This window comes from Amycolatopsis sp. NPDC006131, assembly GCF_040614175.1.
GTDB lineage: Bacteria > Actinomycetota > Actinomycetes > Mycobacteriales > Pseudonocardiaceae > Amycolatopsis_E > Amycolatopsis_E tucumanensis.
Genome location: NZ_JBEXTX010000004.1, coordinates 156,668 through 169,079, shown reverse-complemented (window position 1 = coordinate 169,079; position 12,412 = coordinate 156,668). Strand labels below are relative to the sequence as shown.

Here is a 12,412-nt window from a genome sequence, read left to right as displayed (position 1 = left end):
CTCGGGTGACCGACCGACCGCGCTCTCAGGTCTCCCTGGGAGCGATTACAAGCATAGGGCACTCCACGAGCCCCCTTCCACCGGGTATCCCTTAACGGTAAAAACCGGGCCTGAGCTGCGGAAACACGCGAGCCGAACCCCCGGCGACCCAGCCCGGGCAGCCGCCGGCCGCCAACGTGTCCCCGGTCACTCTTCGCGACCGAGGTCAGCCAGCGAGCGCACCAAGGCATCCCGATCGCCCTCAGGCAGCACCTCCAGCAGCTCGCCCATCCGCTCATCCGTCAGGGACTCCGCGCGCCGCCAGCGGGTTTCCAGGTCCGGGCGCCGCCGGGCGCGGGCGATCAGCTCGTCGGCCGCCTCCGGGGACCACGCCGTCCGCAACAGGCGCGCCCGGCCGCCCTCCGGGTCCGCCACCACCGCCTCCGGCACCGTCAGCCCCACCGCCCGCAGCGCCGCGAAGTGCAACCCGCCGCGGTACTCGCGCAGCAGCATCAACCCGTGGCCGATCCGAGCGACCGGATCATCCGGCCACGGAACCCGCTGCCACCCCGCGAACAACGCCAGCCCGCTCGCGTCCGCGGCCGCCACCAAGCGGGGCAGCAACTCGCCGAGCGCCGACTCCCGCAGGGGCGCCTTCGACCACCGGTACAGCGCCTCGGTGTACGCCGAGACCGCCGCGGTCGAACCCAAAACCTCGGTTGCCGAGGGCAAAACAAGATCCACCACCCAGCGCGGGAAGATCCCGAACAGCTCGGCGACCACGGACGGTGACGGGTCGCCGAGCACGGCGGACCGGCCGCGGAAGTACAACGCCCGCCGCCCGAGCCCCACCTCGCGCTCGACCTCGGCCAGCTCCGGCGACGTCATGAACGCGCCCCCGTACTTCTGCACCGCAGGACGGATCTCCCGCGCGATCTCCACCGCACGACCGGCTCCTCTCGACTGGTAACAGTGTTATGTTACCTGTAGCGAAGAACCATGGCGGCAATTTCACCGACAGCGAAGCAACTGGGTGGAAATTGTTTGCCCCGAGCGGAGCAACGCCGGTATCTTTCCGGACCTGGGGCCGGTCAGGGGTGCGACCAGGGGGTGCACCCCTGACCGGGAAGCACCGGGAACATCACCGCTGGACCGGGTTGACGCCTTCCTCGTCCGGCACCAGTCCGAGCATGTCCAGCAACTGGGCGCAGTCCTGCGCGTCGATCGCGCCGGCGGCCACCGCCAACCTCGCACGTCGCACCTGGTCGTCCGACACGCGTGGCGCATCGGCCTGCCCGGAACGCTGCGTGGGGACCCCGGCCGGATCGCCGCCTTCGTATCGAAGGAGGAACTGCCGAACTTCCACAGACCCGCTCATAGCTCCTCCCGAAAGGACTGTCACACCAACAACTTCGCCGCGAGGCTAGCGAGCGGGGCGTCGGCCACGCAGCCCCCCGCAGAGTGAACCTGTGAACACGCAACGTTCCCGTTCCGCGTCCGCGCAGATGAACCGCAGGCGACGGCGCGATGACGGGTTGGGGCAATTTTTCCCGTCCAGCACTCGCGTCATCGGGCCGCATCATGTAACAATCGACTTGCTGACACACCCCCGGTCAGCGCCTGTGGAGATCCCCTCCGGCCCCCGCGTTCCTCCCCCTGGCGCGGGGGCCCCTCCATTTCCAGGGCACATTCCGGCCCGCATTTCCGGCCTGCGTGAATGACTCGCGGTCAGCCCGGGATTGCGACATGTGGGCGTACGTCCCACCCGAACGGCCCAGGATATCGGGAAGAACCCGTGTGTCGTGCACCACAATGAGGATCGTCTCGAGACCTAACCGTTATCGTGGCCGGGTGCCTCTTCCCTCTCTCGGACGCCGGAACAACACCCGGACCAACCTGAAGCCGGTCAACCCGGGCAAGCACCGGAACTCGGCGGACAAGGAATCGCAGGGCGCCGTCGAGGACCACGAGCTCACCAGCTACCTCGCCGCGCTCGCGCCGGAAACCGGCCCGGAAAGCACCGGGACCGGCAAGCGCTTCGGCGAGGCGCAGGTCTACCAGCTGCGCATGAACCTGGTCGCGAGCTCCCAGCTCAAGGACATCGCCGCCGAGCGCGGCACCTCGCCGCAGGCGCTGGCCCGCGAATGGGTGCTCGAGCGCCTCGCCTGGGAGGCGCAGGCCGCCTCGCAGGAGCGCCGCCAGTTCGCCGACCACACCGGCGTCGCCGACACCGACCAGCACCACTTCGACCAGAACTGGGACCGGCCGCGCGCCGGCCGCGTCTGACCGCAGACAAAAACCGTCCCCGGCGGAGGACCGCCGGGGACGGGACGTTCATGGACAGGTGAGCGTCAGATGACGCGCACCTTCTGGGCCTGCGGCCCCTTCTGCCCCTGGCCGATCTCGAACTCCACGCGCTGGTTCTCTTCGAGGGTGCGGAACCCGCGGCCCTCGATCTCCGAGTAGTGCACGAAGACATCGCCCTCGCCGCCGTCCTGGGCGATGAAGCCGAAGCCCTTCTCGGCGTTGAACCACTTCACAGTGCCTTGCGCCACCGCTGTTGCTCCTCGTCAATAACTCGGGCCGCCCGGACGGTTCCGACGGGGTGAGCGACGAGCGCGTGCGGCTCCCGGCTCGCGTCGAAAGTTCCGCGAGTGTGTAGCCACGACCACGCAAAACAACGGCCTGCGCGGAAGCCTACCCGGATGTGAGCGATTTCGGACCCCATTGATTCCGTCACTGAGATGGCGTAGTGCGGTCACCCGGTCACTGTCGGACCCACTCGATAGGCTGATCAACTAGCGGCCGACCGTGGCGTTCCGGCATCGAGGGTCCCTCGATAGTGAGGCGAGTCACACTCCTCAGCGTCAACGATCACCTACGGACGCGCGTCTGTCTGGCGACAGGGGAGAAGGGGCTTCAGAGGTGACAGGACTTCACAAGCGGCGCAAGCCGCTGGCGCTGATCGGGCTCGGTCTGGCCGCGCTGCTGGCGCTGAGTGCGTGCAGCGGCGGCGATTCGCCGGGCACGACCGGGACCGGGCAGACCACGTCCGCCGACGCGCAGCAGACCTCGGCGGGGCCGGCCAAGCTCGCCGTGCAGCCCGCGGACGGCGCCAAGGACGTGGCGCCCGCGGACTCCGCGCAGGTTACGGTCACGGACGGTGAGCTGCAGTCGGTCACGCTCACCAACCCGGAGGGCAAGCAGGTCGCGGGCCAGCTCGGCGCCGACAAGCGCAGCTGGACCATCACCGAACCGCTCGGCTACGGCAAGAAGTACACGTGGTCGGGCACCGCGCTGGGCAGCGACGGCAAGCAGGTCGCCATCGGCGGCTCGTTCACCACCGTCAGCCCGCGCAAGCAGCTGTCCGCCAGCCTGAACGTCGGCGACAACCAGACCTACGGCATCGCGATGCCGATCGCGCTGACCTTCAGCTCCAAGGTCACCGACAAGGCAGCCGTCGAGCGCTCGCTGACCGTCGAGACCACGCCGAAGACCGAGGGCTCGTGGGCCTGGGTCTCCGACACCAGCGTGCACTGGCGGCCGAAGGAGTACTGGCAGCCGAACACGCAGGTCAAGGTCGCCGCGAACATCTACGGCGTGAAGATCGGCGACGGGACCTACGGCAAGCAGGACGTCACGGCCGCGTTCTCGATCGGCCGCTCGCAGATCGTCAAGGGCGACACCAGGACCCACCGAATGCAGGTCATCCGCGACGGCGTGCAGATCGCCGACTACCCGGTGAGCTACGGCCTGGACTCCGACCCCGGCCGCGTCACGCACAGCGGCATCCACGTGGTGATGTCGAAGCACGCGACCTACTCGATGAGCAACCCGCGGTACGACTACTACGACGTGAACGTGCCGTGGGCGGTGCGGATCTCCAACAACGGCGAGTTCATCCACGGCCTGGCGTCGTCGATGTGGGCGCAGGGCAAGCAGAACGTCTCGCACGGCTGCCTGAACCTGTCGCCGGCGCGGGCGAAGGAGTACTACGACGGCGCGCTGGTCGGCGACCCGGTCGAGATCACCGGCAGCACCCAGACGCTGTCCGCGAAGGACGGCGACTACTCGGACTGGACCTACTCCTGGGCGGACTGGACGAAGCTGTCCGCCCTCGCGGGCTGATCTGTCAAGGCGTGAAGGCCACTCCCGCCACGGGGGTGGCCTTCACTGTTTTCTAGAGCGCGTGGCCGTCCAGGGCGGGCGGCGGCGCGGGCACCGATGGGACCTCGCCCGGTTCCGGGACATCGAGCAGCGGCGGCACCACGACCATCTGCTGCGTCATGTCGTCCAGCAGCCGCGCCGCTTCGCCCACTCCGGGCCGACGTTGCTCGCCCATCCCGCAGCCGCCTCCTCTGGGATTCCGGTTTTGCCACGGTTCATTCTGCCGTGGGCGAGATCACCCCTCAATGGGGGTCTGTCGGAGAAATACTCACCAACTTCGCGGCGATGAGTAACACGGGGAACATCCCCCGACCACACCCCTGTAACACGGCGCGGTGACAGCCGCGCCCGAACACTCACGAGGAGGAAGCAATGGTGTTCGCTGCTCTGCTGGTGGAAGCCGGCTTGGCGGTTGCGGTGGCATCGGCTCTCACCACCTACGCACGGCGGCACTTCGCTCCTCGTGCCGAAGCCCCCGCCGAGGTCACCGAGTGAGCGAGGGCCGGGCCCCATCGGGGACCCGGCCCTCTTCCGTTCCGGTGTGGCGTCAGTTCGCGGCGGTCTTGGCCGCCGGCGGCGCGGTCACACCCTCTTCGTTGATGTGGTCCATCGGGACCCGCGCCGTCTCCGGGATCTTGAAGATCGGGAACAACGCGATCGCCGCGGCGATCATCAGGTAGAACGCGGGCCAGTCCTGGTTGCCGGTGCCGTGGATCAGCGCGGTCACGACGACACCGCAGGTGCCACCGAAGATCGACGTCGAGACGTTGTAGCCGATCGCGAATGCGCCGTAGCGCACGCGGGTCGGGAACATCGCCGGGAACGTCGACCCGATCACCGCCAGCATCAGCACCAGCAGCAGCGCCACGATCAGGAACCCGAGGAACAGCAGCACGGTGCTGCCGCTCTGCATGAGCTTGATCGACGGGTAGCTCAGCACGAGGAAGCCGATCGCCGCGGTGAGCAGCATGGGTTTTCGCCCGACCCGGTCGGAGAGCGCGCCGATCGGCGCGATCAACGCGATCTGGATCAGCTCCACGATGATGATGATCACCGTCGCCGTGTTGTCGCTGATCTTCAACGTGTCCGTGAAGTACGTCGGCATCGTCGTCAGCAACATGTAGTCGGCGATGTTGAGCAGCAGCACGATCCCGATCAGGTTCATGATCATGCGCCAGTTGCGGGACAGGGTCTCCTTCAGCGGCGCCTTCTCCGCCTTCTCGCCCGCGGCCTCCAGCCGCCGGAACTCCGGCGTGTCCTCGAGCTTGTTCCGCAGGTACAGACCGATGATGCCGAGCGGGAGCGCCACCCAGAACGGGATCCGCCACGCCCAGCTGTCCACCTGGTCCGCGGTGAACGACAACGTCACCGTCAGCACGACCAGGTTGCCCAGCACGTAACCGGCCAGCGTGCCCATCTCCAGGAAGCTGCCCCAGAACCCGCGCTTGCGCGTCGGGGCGTACTCGGCGATGAACGTCGCCGCGCCGCCGTACTCGCCGCCGGTCGAGAAGCCCTGGATCAACCGGAGCAGCAGGACCAGGATGGGGGCGCCGATCCCGATCGCGTACTCGCCCGAGTACGTCGGCAGACAGCCGACGAGGAACGTGCAGCCGGACATCAACAGGATCGTGATCGCCAGCACGCGCTGCCGCCCGATCTTGTCCCCCAGAGGGCCGAAGAACGCTCCGCCGAACGGCCTAACCACGAACCCGATCGCCACCAGCGCCAGCGATTTCAGAATCGCGTTCCCCTCGCCGGGAAAGAACACGGTGCCGATGCTGGCGGCAATCGCACCCGAGGTGAACACCCCGTAGTCGTACCACTCTGTTGCGTTACCCATGGCCGACGCGATGACGGCTCGTCTGACCGTCTTCTCGTCGACCTCGGGTGCCTGCGCTGTGTTCGTCATGTTCGCCCCGACCTCCTCAAACTGTTTCGTGCCAGCGCGGTCAAGGTTGCGACCTTAGTGCCATCGGGTAGTGATTTTCTCTCCTGTCGTGGTTTTTGTCTCTTCGAAGCCGGGGTAGCCCGTCGTTTTCGGGGTAGAACCGGTTACCGTGTCCGATGTGAGCGACAAGCGCCGACCTGCGAATCCGTGGCCTCCAGTCCAGACCGAACAGCCGGAGATCCACCCCAAGGCGCCCGGGCCGGGCACGAAACTCGAGATGCACTACGCCGAGTGCTTCGGGTGCGGTGAGGTCGACAACGGTCTGCACATGCACTCCACCGTCGGTGACGCCGGAGTCGTGTACTCGCAGTTCCCGGTGACGAGCGCGCACCAGGGCGCGCCGGGGCTCGCCCACGGCGGCCTGCTGGCGTGCGCGTTCGACGAAGCGCTCGGCTCGACGGTCGGCAACCTGCTCCGCCGCCCCGCGGTGACCGGCAAGCTGGAAACCGACTTCCTGCGGCCGGTTCCGGTCGGTACGACGCTGTTCATCGCCGCGCGCGTGGACGGCGTGGCCGGCCGCAAGATCTACGCCAGCGCCGACGGGCACCTCGACTCCGCCGACGGCCCGGTGGCCGTGCGCGCACGGGGACTGTTCGTCCAGGTGGGACTGGAACACTTCACGACGCACGGGGATCCCGAGGCGCTGCAGAAGTTCTCCCAGGCGCGGACCGAACGCCGCGAGGACTGGGACATCAACCCCTGACGCTCAACCCGTGACCCCCCTCGACCAGCACGGCGCGGCGAACCGCAAACACGCGGACCCACAGGGTGTTTGCCACCGCGGGCGGCGAGTTGGACGCCCTGGGTAGCAGGTTAGCCGCCCCCGGCGGCAAGTTCGCCGCCCCGGCGGCGAGTTGCCGTTCCCAGCGGCAAGTCTGCCGTTGCGGGCGGCGTATTGGCCGCCCGGGCGGCTGGTTGACCGTTTTCGGGCGGCAGTGGCCGCCCCGGGCAGCGAGTTGGCCGCTCCCGGTGGCGTGTTCGCGCTTGCCGGTGGCCAGTCGGCCACCCCGGGGCGGCGAGCTGGCTGGGTGGGCGCGTCAGCTGGTGGGCGGCGGCCGGGTCAGGTGAGCGTGCGCGGGCGCACCGAGTTGGCCCGGTCGACCAGCTCGATCCGCTCGCCCGCCGTGTGGGCCAGTCGCGCCAGTGTGCGGTAGCAGCGTTCCAGTCCGAAGCGGATGTCCCGTTCGGACAGTTCGCAGCCCAGCACCTTCGCGCTGGTGCGGTATCCCGGCGGTGCGCCCTGCACGTACGTGAACGCCGCTTCCAGCACCTCCGCCGAGATGCGCGTCCGCCGCTCGGCGTCCAGGCGCAACTGCTCCAGCTTCACGCCCGCGTCGACCAGATCCGCCTCGCTGACCGAGGTGTTCGGCCCGCTCGCCCGAGTCTTGATCTTGATGGCCGCCACCTGCGCCGCCACGTAGTGCGTCGACGTCGAGGGCACCGACTCCAGCACCTCGATCGCGCCCGCCCGCGCGCCCTGCGCCAGGTACACCCGCGCCAGCCCGAACGCCGCGCTCACGTACGCCCGGTCCGTGCGCCACACCTGCTCGTACAACCGCGCCGCGGTGAAGTAGTCGCCGATGCCCTCCGCGCTGACCGCCAGCGCGAGCTTGGGCGCGATCTCGCCGGGCAGGTCGTCGTACACGGTCTCAAACGCGACGTTCGCCACCCGCGGCCGCCCGCCGGCGAGCTCGATCAGCCCACGGTGCCAGTCGATCCGCCAGTCGTGCGGGTAGCCGGCCCGGATGGCCAGGTACTGCGCCGCCTGCAGCTGGCGGTTCGCCTCGGCCAGCTCGCCCAGTTCGATGCGCGCGCGGACGATCCGCAGCCGCACCTCGATCGAGTCCGGCGGCGCCCCGGCGAGCGCGTCGATCGCGGCGCGGGGGTCGAGCGCCGTCGTCGTCGCCAGCACACCGGCCGCCGGGTCGTCGGTGTCGACCTGCGGGATCGGCAGGCCGGACACGACCTCGACGGCGTCCGGCAGCGGCACCGTCCAGCCCGCCTCCGGCACCACCAGGTCCACGCCGAACGTGTTGGTCTCCGGACCGAACACAGTGGACACCGCGGGCCGCGGTTTCCCGGTGCCCATCGAGATGATCTCGCGCAGCACACCGGCGAGCTGGTCGGCCATCTCCTCCGCGGAGAGGAACCGGCGGTCCGGGTCCGGGTGCGTGGCGCGCTTGAGGAACCGGTAGTACGAGCCGAACAGCTTGAACAGCGGGATCTCGTCCGGCGTCGGCAGCCCGGCCTTGTACTTCGTGGTGTAGCCGTTGAACTCGAAGCTCAGCACGGCCAGCGTGCGGCCGACGGTGTAGAGGTCCGACGCGATCGACGCGCCGTGCGTGGTCAGCTCCGGCGCGCTGTAGCCGGTGGTGAAGAACAGCGGACTGGTGTAGTCGTCGATCCGCCGCACCGCGCCCATGTCGATCAGCTTCAGCTGCTCGTGCGTCTGGATCACGTTGTCCGGCTTGAGGTCGCAGTACAGCAGCCCCTGGCTGTGCAGGTACCCCAGCGCGGGCAGGATCTCCAGCCCGTACGCGATGACCTGCGCGATCGGCAGCGGCTCCGGCCGCCCGGCGGCGCGCTGGTGCGCGAGCGCGAGCTGCCGCAGCGACTGGCCGCCGATGTACTCCATCACGATGTAGCCGATGGCGTGCCCGGTGCGCGCGTCCGGGTGCTGCACGAAGTTGTAGATCTTGACGATGTTCGGGTGCTCGACCTCGGCCAGGAACCGGGTCTCGTTCACCGCCGCCGCGACGGCCGTCGGGTCGCCGGTGTCGATCAGTCCTTTGAGGACGACCCAGCGGTCGTTGACGTTGCGGTCCTTGGCGAGGTAGATCCAGCCGAGCCCGCCGTAGGCGATCGCGCCGAGCACCTCGTACTGCCCGCCGACCAGGTCGCCCGGCTGCAGCGTGGGCAGGAACGAGTAGGCGGTGCCGCACTTCTCGCACACGCCCTCCGGCCCGGCCGAGCCCCGGCCGACCTTCGCCGAGCAGTTGCCGCAGTACCGCTTCTCCTCCGACACCACCGGGTTCGTGAGGACGGCCGACGCCGGGTCGCGGTAGGGCACCGGCGGCACCTCGACCAGGCCAGCGCCGAGACGGCCGCGGCGGGTCCGCCGCCCGGTGCGCCGCGAGGTGCCCGGGAACGCGCCCGTGCCGGTGCCCGCTCCGGTGCCCGGCCCGGTGCCGGGCTGGCTGCCCGACCCGGTGTGCCCGCTGGACCGCTCGGGCAGCACGCTGTCGGTGCCCGGGTCCGGCAGCACGGCCGGGCCGCTCGGCTCCGGCGGCGGCGCGGGCGGCCGGATCATCTCGGTCATCGGCGCAGGCGAGGCGAGCACGCTGGTGAGCTGCACGTCGTCCGGCTGCACGGGTTCCGCGGGCGGGCGGACCGGCTCGATGATCTGCGTCTCGGCTGCCGAGGGCACCGGTTCGCCGATCGGCGTCGGCCGGGCGCCGCTCAGCTCGTCGGCAGGCCTGTGCCACCCGGTGCCGGGCTCGTCGGCGAGCGAACCCGTGATCGGCCGGTCGTCCGGGCGCGCGTGGCGCGGTCGACGCTCCTCTTCGGACACTGTGGACACCCCCTCAGCGGTAGGACACGGACGGCGGCGAACCCGGTCCGAGCGCCGGCTCGATCCAGTACTTGTACGTGTTCTGCCACGCGCTGCCGTTGCGGACGTTCTCCAGCACGGCGTTGACGAACCGGACCATGTCGTCCTGGCCCAGCGGGATGCCGACGCCGTAGAACTCGCGCGTGAACGGCTCGCCGACGACCTCCAGGTTGGGGTCCTGCCGCGCCATGCCCGCGAGGATCACGTCGTCGGTGGAGATGGCGTCGACCTGGCCCTGCTGGATCAGCACCAGGCAGTCCGACCAGTTGTTCACCGACACCGGCACCGGGCGCGACGGCGCGGTGCTGATCGTCGACAGCGAGGTCGAGTTCTTCGCCGCGCACACCCGCTTGCCGCCGAGGTCCTGCAGGCCGCGGATGCCGGAGTTCTTCGCCGCCAGCACCGCCTGCCCGGCCTGGTAGTAGGGCGCGGAGAACGCGACGTCCTTCATCCGGGTGCAGGTGATGCTGTAGGTCCGGACGACGATGTCGACCTGGTGGTCCTTCAGCACGTCCTCGCGCGCCGACGACGGGATGGCCACCCACTGGATGTGCCCCTCCCAGCGGCCGAAGATCGACGCCGCGATCTGCTTGACGATCTCGATGTCGAAGCCCTCCAGGTTGCCGCTGGAGGGGTTGAGGAAGCCGAACAGGAAGTTGGTCTGGTCGACACCGGCGATCAGGCGGCCGCGGTCGCGGATCTTGTCCATCGTGGACCCGGACGGGATCGAGCCGTTCGGCGAGAGGCTGCGCGTGTCGCAGTTGTTGTCCGCGCCGCTGCCGCTGCCCGTGTCCCCGCCGCCGACCCCGGCAGGCAGCGGCGCCTGCACGTCACCGACCGGCGCCGGGTCGGCCGGCGTCCCGGCGCTGCCGCAACCCGCGGCCAGCAGCGCGACGGCCGCCACGAGTGCGGCCACCTTCCCCCGAGCCATCAGCGGTACTCCCTCAGCCTGTCCCTGATCCCCATCGTGGCGCCGGCCGCGGCGACCACCGCGAGCACCGCGAAGCCGGGCGCGAGCAGCGTCAGCGCACGGTCACCGCCGCGCGTGTCGTCGAGGAACGCCTGCCTGCCGTGCCCGATCGCGGCGACCAGCGCGTCGTCGAGGTTGGCGAACGTCGTGGCCGCGCCGCCCTGCACCGACGAGTCGACCGCGAGCTTCACGGCGTCGGAGTAGGCGCCGTCGACGTCCTTGGCGCGGATCTCCTGGTGCGTGTTCAGCCACCGCTCCGCGCTGTCCGCCGCGCCCTGCACCTCGCGGGCCATGTCGCCGGTGGCGAACCCGCGCGCCTCGTTCAGCAGGCCGGTGACCTGCGGCGCGAGCCTGTTGAAGTCCTGTTCGTACGTTCCGCCGTCCCCGCGCGCGACCAGGGTCAGCATCTCGTTCGCCCTGGCCTGCAGCGCCGCGATGCGGGCGCGGACCAGCACGTCGACCTGGTGGCTGCCGTCCTCGTCACCACTGCTGACCAGGACGCTCTGCACGGTCACCGCGACGCCGCCCCAGAGCAGCGCGAGCACCGTCGCGGCGGTGGCGATCACGAGCCCGACGTTCAGCACCCGGTTGGTCTTGCGGGTCAGGTGGACCTGGGTCGTGATCAGCGCCGCGAGCAGGGCGAGCACGAGGAACGTGGTGATCCACGGGAAGCTGCTGGCGTCGTCCTGCTCCTCGGCCAGCCGGTCCGTGTCGATGTGGTACAGGTCCTGCGCGGCGGGCAGGATCGTGGTGCGCATCAGGCTGGAGGCCTCGAGCAGGTAGGACGAGCCGACCGGGAAGCCCTGCCGCTTGTTCGCGCGGGCGGTCTCCACCAGGCCGGTGTAGACGGGCAGCTGGCGGGTCAGGATCTCGACCTGCGCCGCGGCCTCGGGCACGCCTGCCGAGTCGGACGCGGCCTTCGCCAGCGCGACGCCGGCGCGCGCGATCGCGGTGTCGTACCGCTGGCGCAGCGACGGCGGTTCGACGCCGATCGCCAGGAACGCGCTCGCCGCGGTCGCGTCGGCGTCCGACAGCGAGCGGTAGACCTCCTGCGAGGCCGCGGCCAGCGGCTCGCGGTGGTCGATGAGGTCGTTGATGGTGTTCTTGCGCTCCTGCAGCGTGATCGTCGCGACCACGCCGGTGACCAGCGCCAGCACGACGAGCCCGACCGCGATCACCGTCAGGCGGCCGGGTGTGGTGCGGGCCGAGCGCGCGATCCCGCGGACCGCGGCGCCGGGCAGCTCGAACAGGCCGGCCAGGCCACCGCGCGGGGCGTTCGGGGGCGCGGCGGGTTCCGGCACTCCACCGCCGGGGCCACCGGGCACGGCAGGCCGCGTCGCGGTAGCAGTCATCGGTTCCACCCCTCGCCCTCGAACCACACCCGCATGAAGGTACCGGACGGCGCGATCTTCCGGACCGAGGTCGCCGGGATTGCGCACACCGGTTCGAAGGGCTGGAAAACGAAGGCAGCCCCCACCTCACGAAGAGGTGGGGGCTGCCGTTCGAAGTCGAATCAGAGGACGTTGACCCCGGTCGCCTGCGGGCCCTTCTGGCCCTGGCCGATCTCGAACTCAACCCGCTGGTTCTCCTCCAGGGTGCGGAAGCCGCGGCCCTGGATCTCCGAGTAGTGGACGAAGACGTCGCCGCCGCCATCGTCGGGAGTGATGAAGCCGAACCCCTTCTCGGAGTTGAACCACTTCACGGTGCCCTGAGCCATGAAAAAATCTCCATATACTGC

General features: G+C 69.8%; 13 protein-coding genes. 4 read left to right on the top strand and 9 right to left on the bottom strand.

All coding sequences use genetic code 11. The annotated features are described in order from the left end of the window. Positions 1 to 186: 186 nt before the first annotated feature. Positions 187 to 867: a hypothetical protein gene (locus ABZ215_RS04530; protein ID WP_354947773.1), complete on the bottom strand. Its 681-nt coding sequence runs from the start codon at positions 865 to 867 to the stop codon at positions 187 to 189. A 253-nt stretch (positions 868 to 1,120) separates the two neighbouring features. Continuing rightward, on the bottom strand, positions 1,121 to 1,357 hold the full coding sequence (locus ABZ215_RS04525) for a hypothetical protein (protein ID WP_020418281.1): 237 nt from the start codon (positions 1,355 to 1,357) through the stop codon (positions 1,121 to 1,123). Between the two features lie 473 nt (positions 1,358 to 1,830). Here ABZ215_RS04525 and ABZ215_RS04520 point away from each other — a divergent pair, with 473 nt between their 5' ends. Further along, on the top strand, positions 1,831 to 2,265 hold the full coding sequence (locus ABZ215_RS04520) for a hypothetical protein (protein WP_020418282.1): 435 nt from the start codon (positions 1,831 to 1,833) through the stop codon (positions 2,263 to 2,265). 65 nt (positions 2,266 to 2,330) lie between these two features. On the opposite strand, the gene ABZ215_RS04515 is transcribed toward ABZ215_RS04520, so the two are convergent. Then, complete coding sequence (locus ABZ215_RS04515; protein ID WP_017985566.1) at positions 2,331 to 2,534, bottom strand: cold-shock protein; 204 nt, start codon at positions 2,532 to 2,534, stop codon at positions 2,331 to 2,333. A 370-nt stretch (positions 2,535 to 2,904) separates the two neighbouring features. Between ABZ215_RS04515 and ABZ215_RS04510 the strand changes: the two genes are divergently transcribed. Next, positions 2,905 to 4,107, top strand: a complete 1,203-nt coding sequence (locus ABZ215_RS04510) for an Ig-like domain-containing protein (protein WP_354947713.1) — start codon at positions 2,905 to 2,907, stop codon at positions 4,105 to 4,107. Between the two features lie 52 nt (positions 4,108 to 4,159). Here ABZ215_RS04510 and ABZ215_RS04505 read toward each other — a convergent pair whose 3' ends face one another. Further along, the gene (locus ABZ215_RS04505; protein WP_157358550.1) at positions 4,160 to 4,321 is read right to left on the bottom strand and encodes a hypothetical protein; all 162 of its coding nucleotides are present in this window, start codon (positions 4,319 to 4,321) and stop codon (positions 4,160 to 4,162) included. A gap of 197 nt (positions 4,322 to 4,518) precedes the next feature. Between ABZ215_RS04505 and ABZ215_RS04500 the strand changes: the two genes are divergently transcribed. Then, positions 4,519 to 4,641: a hypothetical protein gene (locus tag ABZ215_RS04500; protein ID WP_020418285.1), complete on the top strand. Its 123-nt coding sequence runs from the start codon at positions 4,519 to 4,521 to the stop codon at positions 4,639 to 4,641. Between the two features lie 52 nt (positions 4,642 to 4,693). Here ABZ215_RS04500 and ABZ215_RS04495 read toward each other — a convergent pair whose 3' ends face one another. Next, positions 4,694 to 6,055, bottom strand: coding sequence for an MFS transporter (locus ABZ215_RS04495; RefSeq protein WP_354947711.1), 1,362 nt, complete (start codon positions 6,053 to 6,055; stop codon positions 4,694 to 4,696). Between the two features lie 256 nt (positions 6,056 to 6,311). Between ABZ215_RS04495 and ABZ215_RS04490 the strand changes: the two genes are divergently transcribed. Next, positions 6,312 to 6,797: a PaaI family thioesterase gene (locus tag ABZ215_RS04490; protein ID WP_020418287.1), complete on the top strand. Its 486-nt coding sequence runs from the start codon at positions 6,312 to 6,314 to the stop codon at positions 6,795 to 6,797. 357 nt (positions 6,798 to 7,154) lie between these two features. Here ABZ215_RS04490 and ABZ215_RS04485 read toward each other — a convergent pair whose 3' ends face one another. From ABZ215_RS04485 to ABZ215_RS04470, 4 genes are all read right to left on the bottom strand, one after another. Then, positions 7,155 to 9,665 carry a serine/threonine-protein kinase gene (locus ABZ215_RS04485; protein WP_020418288.1) on the bottom strand — a complete coding sequence of 837 codons (2,511 nt, stop codon included), beginning with the start codon at positions 9,663 to 9,665 and terminating at the stop codon, positions 7,155 to 7,157. A 13-nt stretch (positions 9,666 to 9,678) separates the two neighbouring features. Then, on the bottom strand, positions 9,679 to 10,635 hold the full coding sequence (locus tag ABZ215_RS04480; RefSeq protein ID WP_020418289.1) for a glutamate ABC transporter substrate-binding protein: 957 nt from the start codon (positions 10,633 to 10,635) through the stop codon (positions 9,679 to 9,681). Next, complete coding sequence (locus ABZ215_RS04475; protein ID WP_354947709.1) at positions 10,635 to 12,026, bottom strand: hypothetical protein; 1,392 nt, start codon at positions 12,024 to 12,026, stop codon at positions 10,635 to 10,637. Before ABZ215_RS04475 ends, ABZ215_RS04480 begins: the two co-directional genes overlap by 1 nt. A gap of 161 nt (positions 12,027 to 12,187) precedes the next feature. Further along, positions 12,188 to 12,391 carry a cold-shock protein gene (locus tag ABZ215_RS04470; protein WP_017985575.1) on the bottom strand — a complete coding sequence of 68 codons (204 nt, stop codon included), beginning with the start codon at positions 12,389 to 12,391 and terminating at the stop codon, positions 12,188 to 12,190. Positions 12,392 to 12,412: the final 21 nt, after the last annotated feature.